This is a genomic window from Campylobacter concisus (genome assembly GCF_902460715.1).
Classification (GTDB): Bacteria; Campylobacterota; Campylobacteria; order Campylobacterales; family Campylobacteraceae; genus Campylobacter_A; species Campylobacter_A concisus_AK.
On sequence record NZ_CABPUX010000001.1, the window covers coordinates 939,849 to 966,251 of the forward strand.

Here is a 26,403-nt window from a genome sequence, read left to right on the forward strand (position 1 = left end):
AATGCTAAGCGACATCGAGATAACTCACCAAACGAAACTTGAACACATCAGTAAAGTTGCCGCAAGACTAGGCTTAAACGAAGACGAGCTTGAGCTTTACGGCAAATTTAAGGCTAAAATTTCTCCTAGACTTGAGCCATCAAACTCAAAGCTCATCTTAGTCACCGCGACTAATCCAACCCCATACGGCGAAGGCAAAACGACTATGTCGATCGGCCTAGCTGACGCACTAAATTCACTTAATAAAAAGGTCTGCCTAGCACTTCGCGAGCCATCTTTGGGACCAGTTTTTGGCATAAAGGGTGGAGCAGCAGGTGGCGGCTACTCGCAGCTTGCACCTATGGAGGATCTAAATTTACACTTCACTGGCGATTTTCACGCGATAACTTCGGCAAATAACCTCATTTCAGCGATGATAGATAATATCCTCTATCAAGAAAACCCACTAAAAATCGAGAAAATTTTATGGAAGCGCTGTATGGATATGAACGACCGCGCGCTTAGATTTATCACTGTGGGTCAGGGTGGCAGAACGGACGGCGTGCCAAGAGAAGATGGCTTTAATATAACCGCCGCAAGCGAGATCATGGCTGTACTTTGTCTAGCAACAAGCCTTTCTGATCTAAAAGAGCGCGTGGCAAACATCATGGTTGCTTACGATAGCGATAAAAAGCCTATCTACGTGCGTGATCTAGGCTGCGAGGACGCTGTTTGCATACTTTTAAAAGATGCGATCAAGCCAAATTTATTTCAAACACTAGAGCACACACCTACGCTCGTGCATGGCGGCCCATTTGCAAACATCGCACATGGCTGCAACTCAGTCATCGCAACAAAAACAGCTCTAAATTTAGCAGACTACGTCATCACAGAAGCTGGCTTTGGCTCGGAGCTTGGCGCGGAGAAATTTTTAGATATAAAGTGCAGGGTTGCTGAGATTAAACCAAGCGCTGTGGTGCTTGTAAGTACGATCAGATCGCTAAAATATAACGGCGAAGCAAATAAAGACGAGATCACAAAACCAGATATGAATGCACTTAAAAAAGGCATCGAAAACCTTGGCGGACACATCGAAAATTTAAAAGGTAAATTTGGTCAAAACGTGGTTGTGGCGCTTAATAAATTTGGCTTTGACACCGATGAAGAGATAAATTTCGTAAAAGAGTACTGCCGTGAGCTTGGCGTAGAAGTAGCAGTTTGTGAGAATTTCTTAAAAGGCGGCAAAGGTGCGCTTGAGCTTGCCGAGCTAGTTTTAAAGGCGTGCGATAAGCCAAGTAAGATAAATTTCACCTACGAGATGAGTGACGATACGAAAACTAAAATAGAAAAGGTCGCTAAGGAAATTTATGGAGCTGGCGAGGTGGTCTTTGAAGAGGCTGCTCTTAAAAAGCTTGAGATGATAAAAGAGCTAAAATTGAGCCATTTGCCAGTTTGCATCGCAAAAACTCAGTACTCATTTAGTGACGATGCGAAGCTTTTGGGTAGAGCAAAGGGCTTTACATTTAGCGTAAAAGACCTTGACATTAGAACGGGAGCTGGCTTTATCGTCGCGGTTTGCGGTAAGATCATGTTAATGCCAGGACTTCCAAAAGTGCCAGCTGCAGTTAATATGAGGATAGATGCCAACGGCAAGATCGACGGCTTGTCGTAAATTTATAAAATATGAAATTTGTAAAAATACTATTTCTAATAGTTTTATGTGTTTTCTTCGTTGGATGCGGGGGAAGATATAAATACAATGTTGAGCCAACGCCGATACAAAAAGGCGTGGCTAAATACATTGTGAGCGATTTTAACCTGACATTGACAAATCAGCCAACTAGATACGAATACAACCCTAACTACAAAAACGAAAGCGAACTTCGTGATGAATTTGTGGAATTTATAAACAAACATCTAAAAGAGCAGGGCATTTTAGGGGACGAGAATAGCTTCAAGATAAAGATACAAATGGATTATGAAAGATGGTTTAACTGGGGTGGCAAGGCGCTAAACAAGCCACACTTTAGCTATAGCGTGAAAATTTATGATAATGCAGATAGGCTTTTGGTCTCTTATGCTATACCAGTCTCTACGACAAAATATAGCTATTTTAAAGAGATGGCGGTTTTGGCGGAGATCGCTGCATTTAGGTGGGATGCGCAGGATGAGCCGACCGATATTGACTTGATCTCAAAAACTCTTGTAGATGAGATAAAAGATATAGGAAAATAGTCTGTTAAGATGAACGACGAATTTTACATGGATCTTGCTTTAAGCGAGGCTTGGAAATTTCAGATCCTGACCTATCCAAACCCAGCCGTTGGGTGCCTTGTCCTTGATGAAAGTGGGCAAATTTTATCTTGCAAGGCTCATGAAAAGGCCGGATATTTACACGCTGAACCGACAGCGATACTCTTTGCGCTTTGCAAAAAAAGTGAAAAATTTAAAGATGATTTTATAAAAGCATATAATGCCAAATTTAGCTCTAAGATAAAAGAGGGTGAATTTGGCCTTTTAGAGCCAAAATTCAGCTACAAATTTATACTAAATAACCACTCAAATTTACTAAAAAATGCAAAAGCTTACGTCACTCTTGAGCCTTGCTCGCATCACGGCAAAACGCCACCTTGTGCAAATTTGCTAAAAGAGCTTGGCTTTAGCGAGGTCATAATTGGCAGCCATGATGAAAACAAAATAGCAAGTGGCGGTGCAGATGTGCTTAAAAGTGCTGGAGTGAGAGTTAAATTTGGCATTTTAAAAGAGCGCTGCGATAAGCTGCTTGAGCCATTTTTAGCATATCAAAAAGGTGGATTTAGTTTTTTAAAAATCGCCCTTAGCAAAAATGGCGTGGCAAGTGGTGGCATCATCACAAATGAGCTTAGCCGCACGCATGTGCATAAACTTAGAAGCGTCATAGACACATTAGTGATCGGTGGCAACACAGTGCGGACAGACCGACCAAGGCTCAATACCAGACTTATAAAAAATGGCAAAAACCCAGACGTCATAATCTACTCAAGAAATGATAAATTTGATGAAACATTGCCACTTTTTGGCGTGCCAGATCGCAAAGTCAGCATTCAAAAAGAGCTTGATCTAAAAGGCCTTAGCATGTTTGAAGGAGCAGGAGAGTTTTTAAAGCTTGCAAAAGAGGGCAAGCTAGCAAATGTAAAGTGGCTACTTATCTATCAAAGCTCAAATTTCAAAATTGGTGAAAATTTGAGCCTTGATCTAAATTTAAAGCCACTTTTTAGTGGGAATTTTGGAGACGATAGTTACACTTGGTATGAAATTTTGGATTAAACATCTAGTCCAAAGTAGTGTTTGACTAAAAAGCCGATGCCAAAAGATATGATCGCAACGCCAAAAGTTATCACGCACATCTCAATCACTCTTGGTAAAAATTTAAGCTCCTTTGCCACGCTTATATAAAAGTTGTAAGTGATGATGGCAACCAGTGCAAAGAAAAACATCGACAAGACGGCGTAAAGACCGCTTGTAAAGATGAAAAATGGAAGTATCAAAAATGCCGTTGTTATGATGTATGAACCGCCTGTGTAGAGCGAGTAGGTAAGCGGTTTGATCTCGTCGCTTGGATTTTCTTTTGACTCGAGATATGCTGAGCCAGCCATAGAGAGTGCAGCTGCCACGCCCATGATAAGGCCTGTTGCGCCAACTGATTTTGTATTTGAAAATGCAAGCGCGATGCCGCTAAGTGTGCCTGTTAGCTCAACTAGCGCATCATTCATGCCAAGTACGATGCCACCAGCATTTACGAGCTTTGTGTCTTTTAGCATGGAGATTAGACTATTTTCGTGGTTCATCTCCTCTTCGTAAATATCACGAGCTTCAGGATATTCATCTACGATGTCAAGATAAAATTTCTCTGCATTTTCTTCGCGTGACTCCATAAATTTTAGAGTAAAAGATGTGCCAAAAATTTTAACAAGTATCGTATAGAAGATGACTTTGAATAAATTTGCACTTCTGCTTTCGCCAGTTATCTTTTGACAAAAAGCATAGTGACGCCTCTCTTCGGTGATTAATTTGCGAAGTATTTTTTTATTCTCATTGTCTTTTTCGCTAGCTTCAAGAAGTGAGTATATAGCGGTATCATCTGCTTCATTTTGTAATTGTTTTAAAGCAAGTTTTTTATCTAACATAAAATTTTCCTTTTTTATAGCTTAGAAATTTAAGATTTTGATTTAGAAAGAGAGATAAGATGGTGCGATCAGCGAGACTCGAACTCGCACACCTAGCGGCACTACCCCCTCAAGATAGCGTGTCTACCAATTCCACCATGATCGCAAAAAAGAACAAAAGCCCCAAAAGAGGGGCTAAATTTAAGCTTTACGCTTAGCCAAGCATTGGGTTTGCGTAAAGAACGATAAGTGTAATAACAAGTGCGTAGATAACTTGTGCTTCGATCATCGCAAGAGCGATAAACATTGTAGTCATAAGTTTGCTACCTACACCTGGGTTTCTAGCTGTTCCGCTGATAGTTGCAGCAGCTGTGTTACCCATACCTATAGCACCGCCAAGAGCTGCAAGGCCAAGGCCGATACCGCCAGCGATAACTGAATATGATCTGATCATCTCGCCGTCAGCGCCAAATGCAAATGCAGCAAGACCAAGAATTAAAAACACGATCTTTTTCATCGTTGCTCCTTTAAAATTTTAAAGCTCTTTCGGATCTGTCCCCTACTTAAACTTTATGAGCCGTAATATTACAAAAACAAAACTTTGTTTCAAATAAAAACACTAAAAATTTAAATTGCCTATAAAAAATTCTTGGCTTAGAAAAATGAAAGTTTTTTTATGCTATCTTTGAAAGAATTTAATTTATTCTTAATCTTAGGTTTTCAATGATAAACGAGAAATTTTCAAAGATAGGCTTTGTCCTTGCTATGGCTGGTTCTGCTGTGGGTCTTGGCAATGCCTGGAAATTTCCTACGATGGTGGGAAATAATGGCGGTTCGGCATTTATAATTTTATATTTGCTTCTTACATTTGCTATCGCGTTTGTGGCGTTTTTAGCGGAGCTTAGCATCGGCAAACTTGGCGAAAGCGACATCGTAAGCTCACTTTACAAGCTTGCTCCAAAAAATAAAAAAGCCTGGTCGCTCTCTGGCTTTTTCATGATCGGAGCGATACTTATAGCTTCATTTTATATGGTTGTTATTGGCTGGATTTTAAAGTATATCTATCTTAGTTTTTCGCCACTTTTATCTGACACAAAAGCTGCAGGCGAGCAGTTTAACACGCTTTTATCAAATGATCTAAGCAGTGCTGTGCTTTGCTTTAGCCTAGTCTTTTTGATGGTCTTTTTTGCCGTTTCAAAAGGCGTAAAAAGTGGCATAGAAAAGCTAAATATATGGATGATGCCAAGCCTTTTTGTCTTGCTGGTTTGCATGCTTTTTTACGCGCTTAGCATGGGAGATGGTTTTGTTAAGGCGGCTAAATTTTTGTTTGTACCAAATTTTAGTGCGATCACGCCAGATGTTATCTTACAGGCTCTAGGCCTTGCGTTTTTCTCGCTATCTATGGGCGTTGGCGTCATACCAACATATGCTGCAAATTTACCTGAGAAGACAAATTTAATAAAATCAACGCTTTCTATCATCTTTATAAACATCTTAATAGGCATTATGATGGGGCTTGTCGTATTTACCTTTATATTTGCTTATGGGGCTGATAGCACGGCAAGTGGCCCAGGCCTTATCTTTATCTCGCTTGTCACGCTTTTTGCAAAGCTTGGCATCGTTGGCAATGTCATGGCGGTAGCATTTTTCGTATCGCTCTTGTTTGCTGGTATCACGAGCGCGGTTTCGATGATCGAGCCTTTTGCTTATTATTTGGTTAGGAAATTTGAAATTTCAAGAAAAATGGCGCTTCTTTACATAGGTGCCTTTGTCTATATCTTGGGCATCTTTTGCATACTTTCATATTATTCAGACACATCAAGTGCTTTTAGCGTTTGTGGTAAGCCATTTTTTGACGCGCTTGACTTTCTTACATCAAATATCATGATGCCAATAGGCGCTATCGTATTTAGCTTTTTTGTTGGTTATAAACTTAAAAAAGAGAGTTTGTATCTGCTCTTTGGTGATTTTATGGGAAGAGCGTTTTTTGAAATTTGGTACTTTTTCTTAAGATATGTCGTGCCAGTTGCCATTTGTGCGATAATGATCTACCAGATGGCAGGTAAATAATGGCAGAAAGATTTAGTAAAATTGGCTTTGTCTTATCGATAATTGGAGCGGCTATCGGCCTTGGTAATGCGTGGAAATTTCCATACATGGTCGGCAGTAACGGCGGTTCGGCATTTATCCTTATATATCTATTTTTTGCCTTTGCTGTTGGTCTTAGCATATTTTTTGCTGAGATGGCGATGGGTAAAATTTCACGTCTTGATACGGTTGGAGCGTTTAAAAGTCTAGCTACAAAAGGGGCAAGCTCTTGGAAATTTGCCGGCGTTATCATGGTGACTGGACTATTTATCGCTTCGTTTTACACGCTCATCATTGGCTGGGTTTTAAAATACGTCATTTTAAGCTTTGGCGAGCTACCTAAAGATATGGCAAGCTCAGAGGCGCTTTTTGTAAATTTCACTTCAAATGGTATAGGTGAGCAAATTTTATACTTTAGTATCGCATTTTTTGCCTACTTTTTCATCCTTACAAAAGGTGTAAAAAGTGGCATCGAGCGCATAAATGTCTATCTTATACCAGCTCTTTTTATCTTACTTTTGCTTATGCTTGGCTACTCTTTTGGCATGGAGGGCTTTGATAAAGCGGCTAAATTTCTACTAGTGCCTGATTTTTCAAAGATAGATCAAGCAGCTGTTTTAAACGCTCTTGGACTTGCTTTTTTTACGATGTGCGTTGGCATTGGCTGCATACTTACTTACTCATCAAGTCTAAGTGATGATACAAATTTATTTACCTCTTCGCTCTATGTCGTCTTTGCAAATATCATAATAAGCGTCATCATCGGCCTTATCGTATTTACATTTACATTTGAGTTTGGCTCAGAGCCATCAAAAGGCGCAGGGCTTGCTTTCATCTCGCTACCGACGCTATTTGCTAAGCTTGGATTGCTTGGAAATTTCTTGGCATTTACATTTTTTATATCACTATTTTTTGCTGGCATCACCTCGGTTATCTCGATGGTTGAGCCATTTATATTTTTCTTAAGCAAAAGCCTAAATTTTAGTAGAAACAAATCGATCCTAATCGTCGCTTGCGTGGTTTATATTTTAGGAATTTTATGTGCGTTAAGTGGCACAAGCGAATTTAAAGATGCACTTACATTTTTTGGTAAGAGCTTTTTTGACCTGCTTGATTACCTTAGCTCAAATATCATGCTCCCACTTGGTGGTATCTTGTTTGCTATCTTTGTTGGCTACTTTATGAAATTTGAGCTTTTAAAAGAGCTATTTGTGCCTTATATGGGCAAGGTTGTATTTAAAATTTGGTATTTTTTAATTAGATTTGTGGCTCCACTTTTAGTTCTGGTGGTGTTAATAAGGGAGATCTCATAATATGGCAAAAGAACAATTTTCTAAAATAGGCTATGTCCTAGCAGTCGCTGGATCGGCTGTCGGACTTGGCAATGCATGGAAATTTCCATACATGGTTGGTGAAAACGGCGGTTCGGCGTTTATTATCCTATATCTTTTGATAACTTTTCTAGTCGGCGTGCCTATCTTTATGGCAGAGCTTAGTATCGGCAAGCTTAGCGAGAGTGACAGTGTCAATGCTTTTAGAAAGCTGGCAGCTAAAAATAAAAATTTATGGCAGCTGGTTGGAATTTTAGCCATGGTTACAGCAGCTATCATCTCGTCATATTACATCGTGATAATAGGCTGGGTGTTTAAGTATTTTGTCCTATCTTTTTCTGGCTTGCCAAGTGATATAGATAGCTCAAAAGTGATATTTAACGATCTTTTGACGCATGGTCTTGGAGAGCAGACGCTTTATTTTGTTATAGCATTTGCAGCTTGCTTTTACATCCTTTCAAAAGGCGTAAAAAGCGGCATAGAGAAGCTAAATGTTTGGATGATGCCAAGCCTATTTATCATGGTTTTAATTATGCTTATATTTTCTATGACGATGGATGGCTTTTCTAAATCAGCCGAGTTTTTGCTCATCCCTGACTTTAGTAAAATTTCATTTAACTCGCTCTTGCTAGCTCTTGGACTTGCATTTTGGACACTATCTCTTGGCATGGCAGCGATCATTACCTATTCAGCTAGCTTAAGTGATGATACAAATTTAGCCACTTCAACGCTAAGTATCGTCTTTATAAATATCGCACTTGCTATTATGATAGGTCTTGTTATTTTTACCTTTATATTTGAATTTGGAGCTACTCCGTCTCAAGGACCAGGACTTGTCTTTATCTCACTGCCAACGCTATTTGCTAAGCTTGGTGTGATAGGTCAAATTTTAGCGGTGGCATTTTTTGCTGCACTTATCTTTGCTGGTATCACTTCAGCGATCTCTATAGTTGAACCATTTGTATTTTTCTTGATCAGAGAGTATGGCATGAGTAGAAGAAAGGCTCTTAGCATAGTTGGAGCTGGGATTTTCATAGTGGGATTTTTGTGCCTTTTATCAAATATAGAAAATGTTGGCGATAAATTTATGCTCTTTGGCAAAAATTTCTTTGATTTTCTTGATTTTACCGCTTCAAATATCTTGCTACCTATTAGTGGCATCGGCGGAGCGATATTTGTAGGATATTTTATGAAAAGAGATGCTTTATATGTGCTATTTAGCCCATATATGAGCGATTTTGTATTTAATGCTTGGTATTTTTTACTAAGATATGTAGCACCAGTTTGTGTGCTCATCATCATGATAAATGAACTATTAAAGGTTTTTAATGGATAAGATTGAGAAATTTTTCGACAAAGCTGGCGATATAGTCGGCTACATTTGTATGTTTGTCATGGCTTTGATGATAATAGACGTATTTTTTAACGTTGTGGCAAGATACTTTTTCTCTTACGGCAACGTTGCATTTCAGGAGCTTGAGTGGCACTTTTTTGCTGTGATATTTCTACTTGGCATGAGCTATGCTCTAAAAGAGGACGCACATGTTAGAGTTGATATCTTTTATGCTAAATTTTCAGAAAGAAATAAAGCTCTTGTAAATATGCTTGGCACTGTATTTTTTGTCATACCATTTGCGCTTTTGGTTTCAAATTTATCATTTGGATTTGTAGGAGATGCTTACAGCTCAGCAGAGGCCAGCGCAGATCCAGGCGGTCTTACCCATAGATGGATCATAAAAGCGATGATCCCTTTTTCATTTTATGTGCTTGTATTTTTTGCGATCGGCTTTTTTATAAAAAATTTAAATCGCTATAAGAAAGCTAGTAAGGAGAAAATATGGCGGGATTAATAATGTTTATAGCCGCGCTATTGATGCTTGGCATTGGCTTTCCAGTGGCATTTACCTTTGGTGCGGTTGCGATGATATTTGGCATGGTTGGCAGCGTCGTAGAGAGCCTTAGCGATGGCGATGGGCTACTTGGCAGTATAGAAGTGTTTAAAGATATGTTTAACTTCATGCCTTATAGGATTTTTTCTATCATGGAGAGTAGAATTTTCATAGCAGTTCCACTCTTTGTCTTTATGGGTGTCGTGCTTCAAAAGTCAAAGCTAGCTGAGAGGCTGCTCGAGAGCATGGGTATGCTATTTGGTGAAATTCGTGGCGGTATCGCGATAAGCACTATCTTAGTTGGAGCTCTTCTTGCAGCATCAACTGGCGTCGTAGGTGCAAGTGTTGTTGCTATGGGCGTTATAAGCTTGCCTGTAATGCTAAAGTATAAATACGACCAATCCCTAGGATGTGGCACGATATGCGCTGCTGGTACGCTTGGTCAGATCATCCCACCTTCTATTGTGCTTATCATCTTGGGCGACATCTTCTCAGTGCCAGTTGGCGAGCTTTTTCACCAAGCCATTGTGCCAGGATTCACGCTAGTTGGAGTTTATATAGTTTATATTTTGATAGCTGCTTATCTTAAGCCAGAGGTCGCTCCTATCGTAAAAGATGAGAGTGGCGTTAGTAAATTTAAGCAGATTGTTAGAGCGCTAATTGCGATCTTTCCGCCACTTTTGCTAGTTATTTGTGTGCTAGGATCCATTTTTGCAGGTATCGCTACACCGACTGAAAGCTCAGCATTTGGCTGCGTTGGCGCTATCATCTTGGCAATATTTTATAGGACATTTTCATTTTCTATGATGAAAGAGGCTTTGGCTGAGAGCGTAAAAACTACAGCTCTAGTCTTTGCTATACTTGTTGGTGCAACTGCCTTTTCTATGGTCTTTAGCTACACTGGAGGTGATGAGATAGTTGAAAATTTCATGACAAATTTACCAGGCGAGAAGTGGGGCTTTATCATCTTTAGTATGGCTGTTATCTTTGTACTTGGCTTTTTTATAGATTTTGTTGAAATTTCATATATCGTGCTTCCTATCTTGGTGCCAATCGCCGCAAAACTTGGCATAAACCCAGTCTATCTAGCGATCCTAGTTGCTATGAATTTACAAACTTCATTCTTGACGCCGCCATTTGGTTTTAGTCTATTTTTCTTAAGATCGGTCGCACCTGCTGAGATAAAAACAGCTGCTATTTATAAAGGCGTGGTGCCTTACATCATCATCCAAGTAGCAGTTTTAATCTTTTTCTGCGTCTTTTTAATGGAGATAAAGCCGATGCTTGATGCGAGCCACGGCGGATTATTTAACTTCTTACTCTCACTTTTTAAATGATATAAAAGTTTTTGGTTGTAAAATACCAAAAACAAGCAAAATGGCTAATTTGAGTTTCTATCAAATTTAGCCATTTTTTATGACCGCTTTTTAGTAAATTTATAAATTTAATGAGGTGAAATATGGCAAAGAAATTTATCGATGTTATGGATACGACCTTTAGAGATGGCTTTCAGTCAGTTTATGGCGCTAGAGTGCTTATGAACGACTTTTTGCCCGCGCTTGAAGCAGCCAAAGAGGCTGGCATAGAGCATTTTGAATTTGGCGGAGGAGCGAGATTTCAAAGCCTTTATTTTTACCTAAATGAAGACGCTTTTGCGATGATGGATAAATTTAGAAGCATCGTAGGACCAAAAGCAAACCTTCAAACCCTAAGCAGGGGCGTAAATACCGTCACACTTGATACTGGTAGCCGCGAGCTAATCGACCTTCACGCAAAACTTTTCAAAAAACATGGAACCACTACTATTAGAAATTTTGACGCACTAAATGATGTTGAAAATTTAAAATATTCAGGCGAGAGGATCGCTCATCACGGGCTAAAACACGAAGTTGTCGTTACTATGATGGATCTGCCTAGTGGCTGTGTGGGAGCTCATGATGTTAAATTTTATGAGAAAATTTTAAGAGAAATTTTAGATGCAAATATCCCATATCACAGCGTTTGCTTCAAAGATGCAAGTGGTACAAGCAGCCCACAAAAGGTCTATGAAACCATAAAAATGGCTAGAAAGCTACTCCCAGAAAAAACTCACATCAGACTTCATACACATGAAACAGCAGGCGTAAGTGTCGCTTGCTATCTTGCAGCGCTAGAAGCTGGCGTTGATGGTATAGATCTAGCTGCAAGCCCAGTAAGTGGCGGCACAAGTCAGCCAGATATCCTAACCATGCTTCACGCAGTAAAAGGCAAAAACTACGATCTTGGCGGCCTTGATGTGGAGAAAATTTTAAAATACGAAAGCGTTTTGAATGATTGTTTAAAAGAGTATTTCTTACCGCCTGAAGCTGTGCAAGTAAGCCCTCTAATACCATTTTCACCGATGCCTGGTGGTGCGCTCACCGCAAATACTCAGATGATGAGAGATAACAACATCTTAGATAAATTCCCAGAGGTCATCCTTGCTATGCGCGAAGTGGTGCAAAAGGGCGGATACGGCACTTCAGTGACCCCTGTTAGTCAGTTTTACTTCCAGCAAGCCTTTAATAACGTTATGTTTGGCAAGTGGAAAAAGATCGCTGAGGGATACGGCAAAATGGTGCTTGGCTACTTTGGCAAGACCCCAGTTACGCCTGATAAAGAGATCATTAAGCTTGCTAGCGAGCAGCTAGGACTAAAACCAACCACAAAACACGCAGTTGATATAGCTGATAAAGATGAGAGCAAGTCACTTGCGCATGTAAAAGAAATTTTAAAACAAAATAAGATCAAAGTTACCGAAGAAAACGTCTTTATAGCAGCAGCTTGTAAAGAAAAAGGCATCGCGTTCTTAAAAGGCGAAGCTAAAGTAAATGTAAGAAAAGTAGATCCAAATGCTAAGGCAAATGAGGGCAGACAAACTCAAAGTGGCAGATATAGCGTCGTCGTAAATGGTAGTCGCTACAATGTCGAAGTAAGCGAAGGTTTTAACGACAGCATCCAGGTAAAATCAATCACTGAAGTTGAAGGCAAGAGCGTAAAAAGTGCCAAAAGCGCAGTAGCAGGCGCAACAGAAAATGACATCGTTGCAAGCTTGCCAGGCGCTGTGCATAAAATTTTAGTAAGCGCAGGAGACCATGTCAAAAAAGGTCAGGCTATAGTCGTGCTTGAAGCGATGAAGATGGAGATAGAGGTTAAAGCCCCAAAAGATGGCGTCATAGCCTCAGTTGAGGTAGAGAAAGGTCAAAGCGTCGCGAACAATCAAGTGGTGGCTAGATTTAAATAAATTTGCCACTTTTAAAAAGATAGTGTTAAGCGAAATTTGATTAACATTTTGATGACTTTTAGGTCAGAATTTATAAAGAAACGAAAATTTAAAAGGAAACAACATGATAAATAAACTAGACGAGCTAGGTCTAAAAGAGATCAAAAAGATAAATCATAATCTAAGCTACGACGAGCTTTTTGAGCTTGAAAAGGCGAACAACGAGGGCAGAGTCTCAAGTAACGGCACATTTATGGTTGATACTGGAATTTTTACAGGTAGAAGCCCAAAAGATAAGTATTTTGTCAAGCAAGATCCAAGCCAAAAATATATCGCTTGGGGCAAGATAAATCAGCCTATCACAAAAGAGCTTTTTGACAAGCTTCTTAAAAAAGCAAAAGATCAGCTAAGTGGTAAAGAAATTTTTATCCAAGACGCATTTTGTGGAGCTAGTAAAAAGAGCCAAAAATCAGTCCGTTTTGTCACCGAAGTAGCGTGGCAAGCGCACTTTGTAAAAAATATGTTCATCCGTCCAAGTGAAGCAGAACTGGCTAAATTTGAGCCTGATTTTGTAGTATATAACGCTTGCAAGACAAAAAATGATGACTACAAGGCTGATGGGCTACATTCAGAGGTCTTTGTCATATTTAACGTCGAGGAAAATGTCGCGGTGATCGGTGGCACGTGGTATGGTGGCGAGATGAAAAAAGGCATTTTTTCTATGATGAACTACTGGTTGCCACTTGAGGGCAAGCTAAGCATGCACTGCTCTGCAAACGTAGGCGAGAAGGGCGATACGGCGCTATTTTTTGGCCTATCTGGCACTGGTAAAACGACACTTTCAACCGATCCAAAACGCAAACTAATAGGCGATGACGAGCACGGCTGGGACGATGATGGCGTGTTTAACTTTGAGGGTGGCTGCTATGCAAAATGTATCAACCTTGATCCAAACAGCGAGCCAGAAATTTACGCAGCGATCAGGCGTGATGCGCTACTTGAAAACGTCGTAGCTGACGAAAACGGCGTGGTTGATTATAAGGATGGCTCAAAGACTGAAAACACACGCGTGAGCTATCCGATCTATCACATCGACAACTACGAGCCAAGCTCAAGCGCTGGCCATCCAAAAAATATCATCTTTTTAAGCGCTGACGCTTTTGGCGTGCTTCCTCCAGTTGCGAAGCTGACAAAAGAGCAGGCGATGTATTATTTCCTAAGTGGCTACACAGCAAAAGTTGCTGGCACAGAGCGCGGTATCACCGAGCCAGTAGCAACATTTAGCGCTTGCTTTGGCGAGCCATTTATGCCACTTCACCCAACCGTCTATGCAAAACTGCTTGGTGAGAAGATCGATAAACACGGCGTTAATGTCTATCTAGTAAATACAGGCTGGAGTGGCGGTGCTTACGGCGTTGGCAAGCGTATGAGCATAAAAGCAACTCGTGCTTGCATAAATGCGATCCTTGATGGTAGCATCACAAAATGCGAATTTGAAAATTTTGATAAATTTAACTTCGCCATTCCAAAAGAGCTTGATGGTGTAGAGACAAAACTGCTAAATCCAATAAATACATGGACACACCCAGCTGAGTACAATATTTCACGCGACAAGCTTGCAAAGATGTTTGTTGAAAATTTCAAACGTTACGAAGATGTAAAAGAGGGCGTTGAGTACGCCAAAGCTGGCCCAACAGCATAAAATTATAGCCTTGTGGGAAGATCCTGCAAGGCTTTTAAATTTAAACTATCAAATAGTAAAAAATTTAGAGCTATAAAATATAGCTCTTTTTTTAAATTTCTAATATAAAATTTAAAACATTTTGCGAAACAGCTCGGTCAAATTTAACGAGACTTTCTAAAATTTTCTCACCAAAAAAATTACTCTTTATAAGCCTGAAAAATTTAATCTCCAGACATCAGAAATTTTAATACAAGTGGTCTTTGCAGTTAGAGCTAAAATTTAGCCAAAACACTCCAGCTAAATTTAAAGCAAAACAATCTATTTCACGAGAGTTTCTAAAATTTACAGCTAAAAGCTACTTTGTAAGCCAAAAATTTTAATTGCTCAATATCATAAATTTAAATCTACCTGAACGCTACAGATAAATTTAAAATATTTTGCAATGTCCAAATCTTAAAATTTCTAATATAAAAAGTTTTTGTTATTTAGTATAAGTAGCAGGATTTTTGTAGCTAAAACGAAAATTTAGCCAGATATCTGGCTAAATTTAATCAAAATACTCTCTTTTCTAGTCCAAATTCTACGCCAGCTTTTGCTAGCTCAAATGTCGCATCTATAAATTTATACTCGCTACTGATAAATGGTAAAAACATCGGTATCTCGGTGCAGCCTGCGATATAAACGTCAGCTTCAATGTTTGAAAGCACTTCATAAAATACCGGCACATACTCTTCTAGCTTGCCAGCTTTGACGCCTTTGTAGATGCACTCCATGATGACATCTTGCGTCTCTTTGCTAAAATCCACGCTCTTTAGCCCGCGCTCTTTTAAAATTTGATCATAAACGCCAGCCTTTTTTGTGCCACTTGTTGCGATGACAGCGATATTTTTAGCGTGTGGATATTTCTTTTGCAAGGCATCTACTGTAACTTTTGCGATGTGCAAAATTTTCACTCCAGCCTCTTTTTCGATGCTTGGGGCAAAGTAGTGAGCTGTATTACAAGCCATTAGCATCGCCTCACACCCAGCATTTTTTAAAAGTTTAGCACTTTGAATTAGCTTTGGAAGTGGACTTTCTCCCTCACCCATGATAAATTTTGTCCTATCTTCTATCTGTGCGTATGAGTCGATAACGATGTGTAGGTGCTCTTGATCGCAAGTTGCTGGGGTTATATCGATGATCTTCTTGTATAAATCAGCCGTGGCAAGTGGTCCCATGCCGCCTATGATGCCTAATGTCTTCATAACTCCTCCAAATTAAAATTTTCAATAATTATAATATTAGTTTCTATATTTAAAAATAAAATTTCTAAATTTTCATTGGATATTGTAAAAATAGGGGATAAGCACTTTAAGTTTTGAAGTAAATTTTAAGATAAAAAGGGGCGGTTTGCCCCTTAAAAATTCTATTATGAGTGGAAGTGAAATTCGTCTGGATGATCTAGTGCGTATCTAAATTTCTCCATATCGACCTTTTTATCCCAGATAGAAACGATCATGCAGCCAACGGCATTACCGCAAAGGTTACCAACAGCACGCATCTCTGACATAAATTTATCAACGCCAAGTAGCACAGCCACGGTGACGACTGGTATGCCAGTGCTTGGAAGTGCGCTTAGTGTGCCAGCAAGGACGACAAAGCCCGATCCTGTAACGCCAACCGCGCCTTTACTTGTGATCATTAGCACGATTAGTATGCTTATTAGGTGCTCAAAACTTAGCGGGATGTTGAAGGCTTGCGCTAAGAAGATAACGCTTAGGCTTAGATAGATGTTGGTGCAGTCAAGGTTAAACGAGTAGCCAGTCGGGATGATAAGGCCAACTGCGCCTCTATTTATGCCAGCTGCTTCTAGCTTTTGCATAAGTGGTGCAAGAGCTGTCTCGCTCGAGCTTGTCGCAAAAACGACCAAGACCTCTTTTGAGATAAAGCGCATAAATTTAAAGACATTGACCTTGGCAAAGTAGCAAATGACGCCAAGCACGACAAAGATGAAAAAGCAGCTTGCAAGTGCCATAACAACAAGAAGCTCCATCATACCAAGAAGCGTTCCGATGCCAAATTTACCGATCAAGTAAGCCATCGCCGAAAAGGCCGCCACTGGGCTAAATAGCATAAGCCAAGTAAGTAGCTTTAAGACGTAGTGCTGGATAAATTCAAGCGGTTTTAGACAAGCTTGCTTTTTATCATGAGCAAGTAGTGAAAGCACGATGGCAACGACTATCGCCATAAAAAGCACTTGAAGTGTGTTTGACTTTATAAATGGATCAAGTATATGCACATAAGGGAAGATGTCATCTACTGGCACAGCGCCTCTTAAAAGATGAAGTGTGTGCGCTAAAAAGCCGCTATTTGCGTCCATATTTCCAGCTTGAGATGTAAATTTAGCCACGCTTGAGGCGTCAAGCTGAGTGTAGTCAAGGTTCATGCCATGTCCTGGACGAAGCGTCTCGCCAAAGATGATACCAACAGCAAGAGCAAGCGTACTAACTATCTCAAAGTAGATAAACGCCTTAAGTCCGATGGTGCCAAGATCTTTTAAGCTCTCAAGTCCGACGATGCCTGAAACGATCGTTAAAAAGATGATAGGGCCGATTAAAATTTTAAGGGCTTTTATAAAATAATCAATGCCTGGCTTGCTCGCTATGCCAAGCTCAGGTGCGACCATACCGACGATAACACCGCCAACTATACCTATCACAACCCAAATGGCGAGATTGGTAAATAGTCTCACAAAGAGACTTTTTTGCGTTTTTGCACTCTCCATAAATTCCCCTTTTATAGGCTCTCTTTGATCTCTGCTGAGAGGATCTTGTCGCCTTGTCTGATAGCATCAAGCACCTTTAAGCTCTCGTCATCAACGCACTTTCCAAAGACTGTATGCACGCCGTCAAGATGAGGTTGCTTGCTGTGGCAGATGAAAAACTGCGATCCGCCAGTGTCGCGACCTGCGTGAGCCATGCTAAGGCTGCCACGCTCGTGTTTTACCTTTTGGTTGTCGCATTCGCATTTTATCCTCCAGCCAGGACCGCCTGTGCCTGTGCCATTTGGGCAGCCGCCTTGGATGACGAAATTTGGTATAACTCTGTGGAAATTTAGGCCATTATAAAAGCCTGTTTTTATCAAATGGACAAAATTTGCAACAGCTTGCGGTGCATCCTCGGCAAAAAGCTCAAGTTTGATATCGCCTTTTTCTGTCTTTAAAACCGCAAATTTATCTTTTTTTAGTTCGTCTAAATTTATATCATAAACTTTTAACTCATCAAAACGCATGTTGCTCCTTTTTACTCGATATTTGTATAAACTGCTTGGACGTCATCGTCGTCTTCTAGCTTGTCAAGAAGCCTCTCAACCTCAAGCATTTGCTCTTCATCTAGGCTCACGGTTTGATTTGGCAAGTACTGAAGTGAAGCTTTTTTAACTACTAAATTTAGCTTCTCTATGCCTTCATGAAGTGTGCCAAAATTTGCGTAATCGCCATAAACAAATAGCGCGTTTTCATCTTCTTCGATGTCACTTAGTCCATAATCAATCAGCTCAAGCTCGATCTCTTCGATATTAGCACTTGGTTTTTCAAGCTCAAAAACGCTCTTTCTTGTAAACATAAAGCTAAGGCTACCGCTTGGTAAAATTTCTCCGCCATTTTTGCTAAATATCGCTTTTACATTTGCAACCGTTCTTGTTGGGTTGTCAGTAGCGCACTCAACGATGATTTGCACGCCGTGAGCTGCTTTGCCGTCATAAAAGATAGTCTTGATATCTGCACTATCTTTGCCATTTGCTCTTTTTATAGCCGCATCGATGTTATCTTTTGGCATATTTTCAGCTTTTGCTGCTGCGATGGCTGCACGAAGTTTTGGGTTCATATCCGGATCACATCCGCCATCTTTTGCCGCTACTGTTATAGCCTTTGCAAGTTTTGGAAATACCTTGCTCATCTTATCCCATCTAGCTTCTTTTGCCGCTCTTCGGTACTCAAATGCTCGTCCCATAAATATCCTTAAATAAATTTTTTACGGATTATAACTAAAAAAATTTTATACTTTTTTAAAACATTTTTAGTTTGCCTGCTAAAGCGCTTAATTTGTAAATTTGAAAAAATATTTGGTAAAAATTTAAGTTAAAGGCATATAATCATGCCATGATAAAAAATGCTCAAAAACAAGATGCAAAAGTCTGCATAAAACTACTAAATTTAGCGATGGAGGATATCGCCTACAAGCTAAGTGGCTACGACGATCCTGCAAGAAGCGATGAAATTTTGGAGAAATTTTTTAAAAGCGAGACAAATAGACTTAGCTATAAAAATGTCTATGTCTATAAACGTGACGAGCAGATCATCGCTGCGATGTGTGCTTACTTTGGCGGCGACGCATGGCAACTTGATAGAGAAATTTCACAGCATCTAAAGGCTCTTGGCAAAGATGCCCAGATAGAAAAAGAGTGCTTTGATGATGAGTTTTATATAGATAGCATCGCCGTAGATGAGAAATTTAGAGGTCAAGGGCTTGCAAAAGAGCTTATCTTGCACTCATTTACCAAAGCAAAAGAGCTAGGACATAAAAAGGTCTCGCTGATAGTTGATGTAAATAAGCCAAAAGTTCGTAAATTTTACGAGAGCCTTGGCTTTAAATTTAACACCAAAAAGATCATAAATTTACACGAATACGACCACATGATAAAGGAGATAATATGAAAACATTTGAGGTAAATAATGTGCATTGCCAAAACTGCGCAAACACTATAAAAAACGCACTTGAAGATGACTTTGGCGAGATAAAAGTCGATCTTAGCAAAGAGCCAAGGCAAGTAAGCGTCGATATAAAAGATGGCGATGTTGAGAAATTTAAATCAGAAATGGCTGATCTGGGATTTGACGTGATAAAAGAGCTTTGATATGCCTTTAAAAGTCAAGCTAAATATAGCGGGAATGAGCTGCGTAAATTGCTCAAACGCTATCGAGAAGGTTTCTAAAAAGATAGATGGCGTGCTTGATGCAAATGTAAATTTCGCAAATGCAAGCGGTGAGTTTGTCCTAAAAGACGCTAGCGTGCGTGAAGTTTTAGAGCAAAAGATAAAAAAGCTTGGCTACTTTGTGGCGACAAATATCGATGAATTTGAAGCCAAAAGAGACGAGCATATAACCTCTATAAGAAACAAATTTATATTTGCATTTATTGCAAGCATCGTGATAATGGCGCTTGAAATGTTCGCACCTCACAATATGCTAGTAAATTTACTCATGCTAGTTTTTGCATTTTTGGTGCTAGTTTTTAGCGGCAAAGACTTCTTTGCACACGCCATAGAGGCTGTCAAGAACAAAAACTACGATATGAACGTGCTTGTAGCTCTTGGAAGCGGCAGTGCATTTTTATATTCGCTTTTTGTTGTGATCTTTTCAAATTTCATCCCAGATGATCTAAAAAACGTCTATGTCTCAGGCGTAGCGATGATAATAGCTTTTGTTTTGCTTGGCAAGTACCTTGAAGAGCGCTCAAAGGCAAAGGCAGGCGACTACCTAAAGACGCTACTTAAAATTTCACCAAAGACCGCCTTTTTGGTCATGCCAGACGGACAGAGCAAAGAGGTAAATGTAAATGAGCTAAAAGTAGGCGATATCGTCATCGTAAAAAATGGCTACAACGTCCCAAGCGATGGCGTGATAGTCCAAGGTGGCGCCGAGATAGACGCTTCGATGCTTACAGGAGAGAGCTTACCTGTTTATAAAGAGGTAGGAGATAGCGTATTTGCCGGCACTCTAAACACAAATGGCTACATAAGCGTCAAGGTAACAAAGAGTTCTTACGAGAGCTTACTATCGCAAATTTTAAGCTTGTTAAGCGACGCTAGCTCAAAAAAGATGCCTATCGGACGGCTGGCTGATAAGATAGCAAACATCTTTGTGCCAAGCGTCGTGGCGATCTCAGTTCTTACATTTTTAATATGGATAATTTTTAGTGGAAATTTCGCCTATGCGATCTCTTGCGCGATCTGCGTGCTTATCATCTCATGCCCATGCGCGCTTGGTCTTGCCACGCCAATAGCCATCGTAAGCTCCCTCGCACGCGGCGCAAAAGCTGGAATTTTGATTAAAAACCCAGAGGTTTTAGAGCTGATAAAAGATGCTAAATTTGTAGCATTTGATAAAACAGGGACGCTAAGTAAGGGGCTAATCAGCGTTAAAAGCTCAAATTTGAGTGAAAAAGAGTTGGAGCTAGTGGCATCTGCTGAAAATTTAAGCGAACATCCGATCTCAAAGGCGATCGTAAGATATGCAAAACAAAATTACATAAATTTACAAAAGCTAAATGGCAAATTTCAAAACGTAGTTGGTCAAGGCATCGTCTATGAAGATGAGAGCAACAAGATAATAATAGGCAACGAAAAACTGCTTGCAGCAAACAATATCTTGCTAAATGAAGCTGATAGTTTGGCGATAAAAGAGTCTACAAATGATGGAAGCGGCGTCATACTTTGCGCGGTCAATCAAAAATTTAGCGGCTTTTTAACGCTAAGCGACGAGCTAAAGAATGAAGCAAATAGCGTTATAAACGAGCTTTCAAGGCTAAATTTACAAAGCGTGATCCTCTCAGGCGATGATAAAAAAGTAGTGGCAAATATCGCTAGCAAACTAAATGTGAGCGAATACTACGCAAACATGCTGCCTGAGGATAAATTTAATAAAGTAAAAGAGCTAATGAGCCGAGGTGGCGTGATCTTTGTGGGAGATGGCATAAACGACTCGCCATCACTTAAAGAAGCAAGCGTTGGTATCGCTATGAACTCAGGATCAGACATCGCTAAAGGCGCTGGCGATATTGTGCTTGTAAAAAATGATCTGCGTGGCGTGAGTGGGCTTGTAAAGCTTGCAAATGCGACTATTGCCAACATAAAAGAGAATTTGTTTTGGGCATTTATGTATAACGCCATTTGCATACCAGTGGCTGCTGGCGTGCTCTATCCGGTATTTGGACTGCTTCTAAGTCCAGTTTATGGCTCGATGGCGATGTGCCTAAGCTCGGTCACTGTCGTGCTAAATGCACTTAGACTTAGATATTTGAAGCTTAAGGATTAAATTTGAGACTTGGAGAGCTTTATAGCGTTGTAGCGGCTGCACTTGCTACAAATTTTAATGGTATCTTGGGTGTCTCATCTTTTATGCGTATCAAAAAGACAAATGCGTGGATAACGCAGACAAAGAGCGATGCGAACATAAAAGGAAATGAGCTTTACGCTAAATTTATCAAAGATGAGAGTAGTGCGGCCTTGTGTGATGATTTTGTCATTTTGAAGGCAAAATTTGAAGCAAGCTATTTTTTCTCAAGCGCAAAAGATGATCTGGCGCAATTTTACAAGGCTATAAATTTTGATCCAAAAATGGGTGAGGTTGATAGCATCTCAAATCAGCTCATTTTGATAGCAAATATCTTAAAAAAAGAGGCGGCAAAAGAGTCTATGCAGCTTCTTGCTGCTTTTAGCCTCTCGTTTTTCTTACCTTATGCCGAGCAACTTGCAAAAGAGCTTGAACAAAATGCTAGCAGTAACTTCTATAAGTCAATGGGATACTTTTTAGAGGATTTTTGTTTGGTTTTAAAAACTATTATCGGTAAGGCTTAGTCTTAAGCCTGTACCATTTCTGTCATCTGAGTTTTAATACTTAAAATGTTATTCTGAATGCTTGATTGTTCTAAATTTAGATGATGAAGCATCTGCATAGAATCACGATCTTTCAGGTGTTGGATGCTTGAAATTTGATCAGCTATATCACTTCTTTGATCTTGTAATTTTTCTAAATTTTTTTGTAACTCTGTGACATCTTCTTTTCTAATAATTGTAGGTTTTTGTCTAACCTCTTCTCTTTGTTCGACATGCACATCATTGCTTCTAACGATATCTTTTGTACCATAGCCAGAAGATACTAATATGCTGGTTTTAGCGCTACTTGATGATATAGATGTGTAGCCGTTGTGATAGAAAACATTTGAGTTCATATTGGCATCTATTTGCATATCGTCCTTCCTTTCTTGGTTTATTTATTCATTTAAAACTATATCGGCAAAAAATCAAAAAACTTGAAATAGTTTTTAAAAAGTTGCAGTGAGAATTATATTTTAATAACCTTAAAAATAAATTATATATATAACTCTTTTGATACTCTAGCATAATTTTTATATTACATTTCTATTTTTAGATCAAAAATTTATTTTTATAAAACGCTCTTAAAAAGCCTAGTTAAGCACCTTTTTGTTAAAATCACGCAAAACTAATTAAAGGCAAAGCTATGAAAGAAGAGAAAAACGCACACAAAAAGATGTGGGAGGGTAGATTTAGCGAGGCTAGCTCGAAGCTACTTGAGGAATTTAATGCTTCTATAAATTTTGATAAAAATCTTTTTGAAGAGGATATCGTTGGAAGTAAGGCTCACGCAAAGATGCTTGGAATTTGCGGAATTTTGAAAAAAGATGAGTCAGAGGCGATCATAATGGGGCTTGATGAGGTTTTATCTGAGATAAGAGCAGGTAAATTTGAGTTTAAGTTAGAAGATGAAGATATACATATGGCAGTTGAGAAGCGCCTTAGCCAGATCATCGGAGCTGAGCTTGGTGGTAGATTGCACACAGCTAGAAGTAGAAATGATCAAGTTGCGCTTGATTTTAAATTTTACGTTTTGAAGAAAAATTTAGAAATTTCATCTCTCATCAAAGTGCTCATCGCCACGCTTACAAATTTAGCCAAAAACCACAAAGATACGCTAATGCCAGGCTACACGCACCTTCAGCATGCCCAGCCAGTAAGCCTTAGCTACCATTTGCTAGCCTACGCTTTTATGTTTAAAAGGGATTTTGAGCGATTTGTTAGCTCATATGAGCGAAACAACCTAAGTCCACTTGGCTCAGCAGCCCTTGCAGGCACGCCGCACAAGATAGATAGGAGCATCGTTGCAAGCGAGCTTGGCTTTGCAGGCTGCACGCAAAATGCGATGGATAGCGTGAGCGACCGCGACTATGCGCTGGAGATTTTATTTAACATTAGCGTTTTTATGACGCACGCTTCTAGACTTTGCGAGGAGCTCATACTTTGGAGCTCGCAAGAATTTGGCTTTGTAAGCATTAGTGATGCTTATAGCACGGGCAGCTCCATCATGCCTCAAAAGAAAAATCCAGACGTCGCTGAACTCATACGCGGTAAAACTGGGCGTGTAAATGGAAATTTAGTAGCGCTGCTAACTACGATGAAGGGCTTGCCACTTGCTTACAATAAAGATATGCAAGAAGATAAAGAGGGCGTTTTTGATAGCGTTGCGACCATTTTAAGCTCGGCTACTATCCTAAATGAGATGATAAAAACGGCTAAATTTAATGAAAAAAATATGCTAAAAGCGACAAAAACCGGGCATCTAAGTGCCACTGATCTAGCGGACTATCTAGTGCGTGAGAAAAATATCCCATTTAGAACGGCTCATTTCATCACCGGAAAAGCTGTCGCAAAGGCTGAGAGCTTGGGGCTTGATCTAAGTGAGCTAAACAAAGAGCAGCTAAAAAGTGTAGATGAAAATTTAGATGAAAATGCCATTAAATTTCTAGATCTGCACGCTTCAAAAGAGGCTCGCACTTCAAAAGGCGGCACGGCAAACAAAAGCGTTGAAGAACAAATTAAAATTTTAGACAACTGGCTTAAGTAAAAAGAGTTATAATTACGCGTAATTTACAAATTTTAAAGGATGAAAAATGTTTTTTGACAGCAAAAGCAAAGAGCTTGGTAGTAAAAATGAAGCTTTAGAAAGAGAAAATGAAGCTTTAAAGGCTGAAATTTTAGCACTTAAAAATGAGCTAAAAAATGCCAAAACTTGCGAGCCAAAAGAGCAAGCTAAGGATAAGCAAGAGGCTGTAAATTTGCTGCTTACTAGCTATCAAGATGGTATGAATTTTTTGCAATCAACCATCGAAGAAAATTTAAAAATGCTTGAAAATATAAACTATTTAAATGAAAAAACCTTCAAAGAAACAGGCGAGCTAAAGTCTCAAACGGCTGAAATTTTAAGCTCGATCGAGCAAGTGAGCCAGATGAGCGGCGATCTCTCAAACGACGCCTCTTCGCTTGATGGAAGCGTAAATTCTATCGTTGAGATCATAAATCTCATAAAAGACATCTCAGATCAGACAAATTTGCTAGCGCTAAATGCTGCTATCGAGGCGGCTCGTGCGGGCGAGCATGGACGAGGCTTTGCAGTCGTTGCAGACGAGGTTAGAAAGCTTGCTGAGCGCACGCAAAAGGCGACACTTGAGGTTGAAGTAAATATAAATGGCCTTAAACAAAGTGCGAACACAATGATCGAAATGAGCGAGAATTTCTCTAAAATTTCAGCAAATGCGATGCAAATTTTAGGTGGCTTTGAGGGCAACATCTCAAGCGTAAATGCCAACACGCAAAACATCCTAAATCAAGCTCTAAACGTAACAAACGAGGTCAATGTAAGTAACGGCAAGATAGATCACATCAACATGAAGCTAAATGGCTACCGAGGCGTTTTGCTTGGCGAGATAAATAAAATTCAAAGTGTGCATGAGTGTAGATTTGGCAAGTGGTATGAAAAAGATGTGAAAAATACCATCATAAAAGATCCAAGAACTCTCTCAAGCATAGCTGCGCACCACGAAAATGTCCATCACGGACTAGATAAGGCTATGGCGATTTTTGCTGACAAAGATAAGGGGCATTTAGCAGGTGTCGAGATACTAAAAGATGTCGAGCACTCAAGTAAAGCAGGCTTTGAAGAGCTACTTGAAGCGGTAAAAGCTGCTAGAAAGTAAGCAAATATAAATGGCTAGATTTCTAGCCATTTAGACGCAACTATCTTATCTCATACCTTTTTGAAACTACGTGGTAGTAAAAGGCTCCAAAGAAAAAGAGGCTTCCCATAAAGGTTGCGATCATCTCCACGCTTAGTCCAAGCTCGTATAAAAAGCCAATCGCAAATGAGATAAGCGCGCTAAATCCAAGAAAAACCATATCATTATACGCGATCACTCTGCCGTAAAACTCTTTTTGGCAGTTTTGTTGAAGTAGTGTGTAGGTGTAGCTCCAAAGGCTTGACGTGCAAAATCCTGCAAAGATGATGCCAATTAGCGAGAGATAAAAATTTCGCAAAGAGAGTGCCCAGATGATGATACCAAGCCCTTGACCGATGTAGATGTAGATGAGAGTTTTTTTGTTCATAAATTTACTAAGCAAGGCCGGTGCAAACATAAGCGAGATCGACCTTGAGGCGTTTAGCAGGCCAATAACTAGCGAAGTTGAGAGTAAATTTGCGTATCTATAATCGGCTAGAAGCGCGATCAATGCGTCATAAGCGGTGATGCCAACAAAGGCGTGCAAAAATATAAGATGCACGATGAGCCTATTTTCTTTTAGGTATTTAAGCCCATTTTTGAGCATTTTTAGAGGTTTTTCTATAAATTCTGGCTTTAGCTCGTCTAGCTTTAAAAGATATAAAAAGCCAAAACTGCAAAGATAAAGAGCTCCGTCAAGCAAAAAGGCGCTTTTGATGCCAAAAAAGTGTATATAAACGCCAGCAAGCCCCATGCCAGCGGTGTATGAGACCGCCCAGATGATGGAGTGGATCTCGTTTGCAAGCTTTAGGCTCTCTTTGCTCAAAATTTTTGGTAGCACGCTCATCTCTACTTGAAAATACATCCCACCAACGCCGTTTCTGATAAAAATGATAAGCAAAAGTAGCCATAAATAATCAAGCGAATTTATAAAAAGCAGCATAAAAACGCTTATGGTCTCAACCGCCATCATGATAACAAGCATAGGTTTTGGGCTAAATTTATCAACCAAAATGCCACTAAACGGAGCGATGACAACGCCTGGGATAAACGCCATCGCCGCACTTAATGTAAGCGCCCACACAGGAGCATCAAGCGAGATAAGTAGCGTAAAGATGCCAGTGTGCGAGAACCACACACCAAAGTAGCACATGAGCTGGATGGTGCTTAAAAGGCGGAAATTTCTCTCGTCCTTTAAAAGCTTAAGATACTCTTTCAAA

Annotated in this window: 24 protein-coding genes, 1 tRNA gene and 1 pseudogene; 17 read left to right on the forward strand and 9 right to left on the reverse strand. The window is 39.8% G+C overall.

What is annotated here, in order from left to right; all coding sequences use genetic code 11:
- Window position 1: 1 nt before the first annotated feature.
- The 3 genes from F3G91_RS04645 to ribD all read left to right on the forward strand — a co-directional run bounded on the left by F3G91_RS04645 (window position 2) and on the right by ribD (window position 3,285).
- Window positions 2-1,651, forward strand: a complete 1,650-nt coding sequence (locus F3G91_RS04645) for a formate--tetrahydrofolate ligase (RefSeq protein ID WP_149700840.1) — start codon at window positions 2-4, stop codon at window positions 1,649-1,651.
- Between the two features lie 131 nt (window positions 1,652-1,782).
- The gene (locus F3G91_RS04650; protein WP_149700841.1) at window positions 1,783-2,214 is read left to right on the forward strand and encodes a hypothetical protein; all 432 of its coding nucleotides are present in this window, start codon (window positions 1,783-1,785) and stop codon (window positions 2,212-2,214) included.
- A 9-nt stretch (window positions 2,215-2,223) separates the two neighbouring features.
- Entirely contained in the window at window positions 2,224-3,285 is a 1,062-nt protein-coding gene (gene ribD / locus F3G91_RS04655) for a bifunctional diaminohydroxyphosphoribosylaminopyrimidine deaminase/5-amino-6-(5-phosphoribosylamino)uracil reductase RibD (RefSeq protein WP_149700842.1), read from the forward strand.
- Here ribD and F3G91_RS04660 read toward each other — a convergent pair.
- The 3 genes from F3G91_RS04660 to F3G91_RS04670 form a co-directional block, all read right to left on the reverse strand.
- A complete protein-coding gene (locus F3G91_RS04660; protein WP_149700843.1) occupies window positions 3,282-4,145 on the reverse strand; it encodes a VIT1/CCC1 transporter family protein in 864 nt (287 codons plus the stop codon). The two genes, ribD and F3G91_RS04660, sit on opposite strands and share 4 nt — an antisense overlap.
- A gap of 60 nt (window positions 4,146-4,205) precedes the next feature.
- Window positions 4,206-4,290 (reverse strand) — tRNA-Leu (locus F3G91_RS04665).
- Between the two features lie 48 nt (window positions 4,291-4,338).
- On the reverse strand, window positions 4,339-4,641 hold the full coding sequence (locus tag F3G91_RS04670) for a F0F1 ATP synthase subunit C (protein WP_004317263.1): 303 nt from the start codon (window positions 4,639-4,641) through the stop codon (window positions 4,339-4,341).
- A 206-nt stretch (window positions 4,642-4,847) separates the two neighbouring features.
- On the opposite strand from F3G91_RS04670, the gene F3G91_RS04675 reads away from it, so the two are divergent.
- From F3G91_RS04675 to pckA, 7 genes are all read left to right on the forward strand, one after another.
- Entirely contained in the window at window positions 4,848-6,194 is a 1,347-nt protein-coding gene (locus tag F3G91_RS04675) for a sodium-dependent transporter (RefSeq protein WP_149700844.1), read from the forward strand.
- Complete coding sequence (locus tag F3G91_RS04680; protein WP_149700845.1) at window positions 6,194-7,525, forward strand: sodium-dependent transporter; 1,332 nt, start codon at window positions 6,194-6,196, stop codon at window positions 7,523-7,525. Before F3G91_RS04675 ends, F3G91_RS04680 begins: the two co-directional genes overlap by 1 nt.
- A 1-nt stretch (window position 7,526) precedes the next feature.
- Window positions 7,527-8,879, forward strand: coding sequence for a sodium-dependent transporter (locus tag F3G91_RS04685; RefSeq protein WP_004317243.1), 1,353 nt, complete (start codon window positions 7,527-7,529; stop codon window positions 8,877-8,879).
- The gene (locus F3G91_RS04690; RefSeq protein WP_149700846.1) at window positions 8,872-9,393 is read left to right on the forward strand and encodes a TRAP transporter small permease subunit; all 522 of its coding nucleotides are present in this window, start codon (window positions 8,872-8,874) and stop codon (window positions 9,391-9,393) included. Before F3G91_RS04685 ends, F3G91_RS04690 begins: the two co-directional genes overlap by 8 nt.
- Window positions 9,381-10,769, forward strand: coding sequence for a TRAP transporter large permease (locus F3G91_RS04695; protein WP_149700847.1), 1,389 nt, complete (start codon window positions 9,381-9,383; stop codon window positions 10,767-10,769). Before F3G91_RS04690 ends, F3G91_RS04695 begins: the two co-directional genes overlap by 13 nt.
- A 122-nt stretch (window positions 10,770-10,891) precedes the next feature.
- Window positions 10,892-12,694: a biotin/lipoyl-containing protein gene (locus F3G91_RS04700; RefSeq protein WP_103621147.1), complete on the forward strand. Its 1,803-nt coding sequence runs from the start codon at window positions 10,892-10,894 to the stop codon at window positions 12,692-12,694.
- Between the two features lie 106 nt (window positions 12,695-12,800).
- A complete protein-coding gene (gene pckA / locus F3G91_RS04705) occupies window positions 12,801-14,375 on the forward strand; it encodes a phosphoenolpyruvate carboxykinase (ATP) (RefSeq protein ID WP_188116801.1) in 1,575 nt (524 codons plus the stop codon).
- A gap of 533 nt (window positions 14,376-14,908) precedes the next feature.
- Here pckA and cuyB read toward each other — a convergent pair.
- The 4 genes from cuyB to F3G91_RS04725 all read right to left on the reverse strand — a co-directional run bounded on the left by cuyB (window position 14,909) and on the right by F3G91_RS04725 (window position 18,346).
- Complete coding sequence (cuyB, locus tag F3G91_RS04710; protein WP_009294309.1) at window positions 14,909-15,601, reverse strand: cysteate racemase; 693 nt, start codon at window positions 15,599-15,601, stop codon at window positions 14,909-14,911.
- A 164-nt stretch (window positions 15,602-15,765) separates the two neighbouring features.
- The gene (locus tag F3G91_RS04715; protein ID WP_021084182.1) at window positions 15,766-17,121 is read right to left on the reverse strand and encodes a cation:dicarboxylate symporter family transporter; all 1,356 of its coding nucleotides are present in this window, start codon (window positions 17,119-17,121) and stop codon (window positions 15,766-15,768) included.
- A gap of 11 nt (window positions 17,122-17,132) precedes the next feature.
- Window positions 17,133-17,627 (reverse strand): peptidylprolyl isomerase, encoded by a 495-nt coding sequence (locus F3G91_RS04720; RefSeq protein ID WP_021085768.1) that lies wholly within the window; start codon window positions 17,625-17,627, stop codon window positions 17,133-17,135.
- A gap of 11 nt (window positions 17,628-17,638) precedes the next feature.
- The gene (locus tag F3G91_RS04725; RefSeq protein ID WP_012001371.1) at window positions 17,639-18,346 is read right to left on the reverse strand and encodes a YebC/PmpR family DNA-binding transcriptional regulator; all 708 of its coding nucleotides are present in this window, start codon (window positions 18,344-18,346) and stop codon (window positions 17,639-17,641) included.
- A 149-nt stretch (window positions 18,347-18,495) separates the two neighbouring features.
- On the opposite strand from F3G91_RS04725, the gene F3G91_RS04730 reads away from it, so the two are divergent.
- From F3G91_RS04730 to F3G91_RS04745, 4 genes are read left to right on the forward strand one after another with little or no spacing between them, the layout of a single operon-like run.
- Window positions 18,496-19,050 carry a GNAT family N-acetyltransferase gene (locus F3G91_RS04730; RefSeq protein ID WP_149700849.1) on the forward strand — a complete coding sequence of 185 codons (555 nt, stop codon included), beginning with the start codon at window positions 18,496-18,498 and terminating at the stop codon, window positions 19,048-19,050.
- Window positions 19,047-19,250: a heavy-metal-associated domain-containing protein gene (locus tag F3G91_RS04735; protein WP_009294304.1), complete on the forward strand. Its 204-nt coding sequence runs from the start codon at window positions 19,047-19,049 to the stop codon at window positions 19,248-19,250. Before F3G91_RS04730 ends, F3G91_RS04735 begins: the two co-directional genes overlap by 4 nt.
- A 1-nt stretch (window position 19,251) precedes the next feature.
- On the forward strand, window positions 19,252-21,429 hold the full coding sequence (locus tag F3G91_RS04740) for a heavy metal translocating P-type ATPase (protein ID WP_149700850.1): 2,178 nt from the start codon (window positions 19,252-19,254) through the stop codon (window positions 21,427-21,429).
- 2 nt (window positions 21,430-21,431) lie between these two features.
- Window positions 21,432-21,971 (forward strand): oxidoreductase, encoded by a 540-nt coding sequence (locus F3G91_RS04745; protein WP_149700851.1) that lies wholly within the window; start codon window positions 21,432-21,434, stop codon window positions 21,969-21,971.
- A 2-nt stretch (window positions 21,972-21,973) separates the two neighbouring features.
- Here F3G91_RS04745 and F3G91_RS04750 read toward each other — a convergent pair whose 3' ends face one another.
- On the reverse strand, window positions 21,974-22,363 hold the full coding sequence (locus F3G91_RS04750; protein WP_012001374.1) for a hypothetical protein: 390 nt from the start codon (window positions 22,361-22,363) through the stop codon (window positions 21,974-21,976).
- 272 nt (window positions 22,364-22,635) lie between these two features.
- Between F3G91_RS04750 and argH the strand changes: the two genes are divergently transcribed.
- From argH to F3G91_RS10710, 3 genes and pseudogenes are all read left to right on the forward strand, one after another.
- Window positions 22,636-24,036 carry an argininosuccinate lyase gene (argH, locus tag F3G91_RS04755; RefSeq protein WP_149700852.1) on the forward strand — a complete coding sequence of 467 codons (1,401 nt, stop codon included), beginning with the start codon at window positions 22,636-22,638 and terminating at the stop codon, window positions 24,034-24,036.
- Between the two features lie 457 nt (window positions 24,037-24,493).
- Window positions 24,494-24,802 (forward strand): annotated as a pseudogene (locus F3G91_RS10705) (methyl-accepting chemotaxis protein); the annotation flags it as partial.
- Between the two features lie 54 nt (window positions 24,803-24,856).
- Window positions 24,857-25,165 carry a CZB domain-containing protein gene (locus F3G91_RS10710; RefSeq protein WP_374220069.1) on the forward strand — a complete coding sequence of 103 codons (309 nt, stop codon included), beginning with the start codon at window positions 24,857-24,859 and terminating at the stop codon, window positions 25,163-25,165.
- Between the two features lie 40 nt (window positions 25,166-25,205).
- Here F3G91_RS10710 and F3G91_RS04765 read toward each other — a convergent pair whose 3' ends face one another.
- Window positions 25,206-26,402 (reverse strand): MFS transporter, encoded by a 1,197-nt coding sequence (locus tag F3G91_RS04765; protein WP_149700854.1) that lies wholly within the window; start codon window positions 26,400-26,402, stop codon window positions 25,206-25,208.
- Window position 26,403: the final 1 nt, after the last annotated feature.

Excerpts from the sequence above, each read along its gene's own strand:
- F3G91_RS04740 (WP_149700850.1), top strand. The coding sequence starts at position 19,252 with ATGCCTTTAAAAGTCAAGCTAAATATAGCGGGAATGAGCTGCGTAAAT.
- F3G91_RS04680 (WP_149700845.1), top strand. The coding sequence starts at position 6,194 with ATGGCAGAAAGATTTAGTAAAATTGGCTTTGTCTTATCGATAATTGGA.
- F3G91_RS04735 (WP_009294304.1), top strand. The coding sequence starts at position 19,047 with ATGAAAACATTTGAGGTAAATAATGTGCATTGCCAAAACTGCGCAAAC.
- F3G91_RS04750 (WP_012001374.1), bottom strand. The coding sequence starts at position 22,363 with ATGCAAATAGATGCCAATATGAACTCAAATGTTTTCTATCACAACGGC.
- cuyB (WP_009294309.1), bottom strand. The coding sequence starts at position 15,601 with ATGAAGACATTAGGCATCATAGGCGGCATGGGACCACTTGCCACGGCT.
- F3G91_RS10710 (WP_374220069.1), top strand. The coding sequence starts at position 24,857 with ATGAAGCTAAATGGCTACCGAGGCGTTTTGCTTGGCGAGATAAATAAA.
- argH (WP_149700852.1), top strand. The coding sequence starts at position 22,636 with ATGAAAGAAGAGAAAAACGCACACAAAAAGATGTGGGAGGGTAGATTT.
- F3G91_RS04720 (WP_021085768.1), bottom strand. The coding sequence starts at position 17,627 with ATGCGTTTTGATGAGTTAAAAGTTTATGATATAAATTTAGACGAACTA.
- F3G91_RS04690 (WP_149700846.1), top strand. The coding sequence starts at position 8,872 with ATGGATAAGATTGAGAAATTTTTCGACAAAGCTGGCGATATAGTCGGC.
- F3G91_RS04670 (WP_004317263.1), bottom strand. The coding sequence starts at position 4,641 with ATGAAAAAGATCGTGTTTTTAATTCTTGGTCTTGCTGCATTTGCATTT.
- F3G91_RS04685 (WP_004317243.1), top strand. The coding sequence starts at position 7,527 with ATGGCAAAAGAACAATTTTCTAAAATAGGCTATGTCCTAGCAGTCGCT.
- F3G91_RS04730 (WP_149700849.1), top strand. The coding sequence starts at position 18,496 with ATGATAAAAAATGCTCAAAAACAAGATGCAAAAGTCTGCATAAAACTA.
- F3G91_RS04660 (WP_149700843.1), bottom strand. The coding sequence starts at position 4,145 with ATGTTAGATAAAAAACTTGCTTTAAAACAATTACAAAATGAAGCAGAT.
- F3G91_RS04725 (WP_012001371.1), bottom strand. The coding sequence starts at position 18,346 with ATGGGACGAGCATTTGAGTACCGAAGAGCGGCAAAAGAAGCTAGATGG.
- F3G91_RS04645 (WP_149700840.1), top strand. The coding sequence starts at position 2 with ATGCTAAGCGACATCGAGATAACTCACCAAACGAAACTTGAACACATC.
- F3G91_RS04695 (WP_149700847.1), top strand. The coding sequence starts at position 9,381 with ATGGCGGGATTAATAATGTTTATAGCCGCGCTATTGATGCTTGGCATT.
- ribD (WP_149700842.1), top strand. The coding sequence starts at position 2,224 with ATGAACGACGAATTTTACATGGATCTTGCTTTAAGCGAGGCTTGGAAA.
- F3G91_RS04700 (WP_103621147.1), top strand. The coding sequence starts at position 10,892 with ATGGCAAAGAAATTTATCGATGTTATGGATACGACCTTTAGAGATGGC.
- F3G91_RS04715 (WP_021084182.1), bottom strand. The coding sequence starts at position 17,121 with ATGGAGAGTGCAAAAACGCAAAAAAGTCTCTTTGTGAGACTATTTACC.
- F3G91_RS04675 (WP_149700844.1), top strand. The coding sequence starts at position 4,848 with ATGATAAACGAGAAATTTTCAAAGATAGGCTTTGTCCTTGCTATGGCT.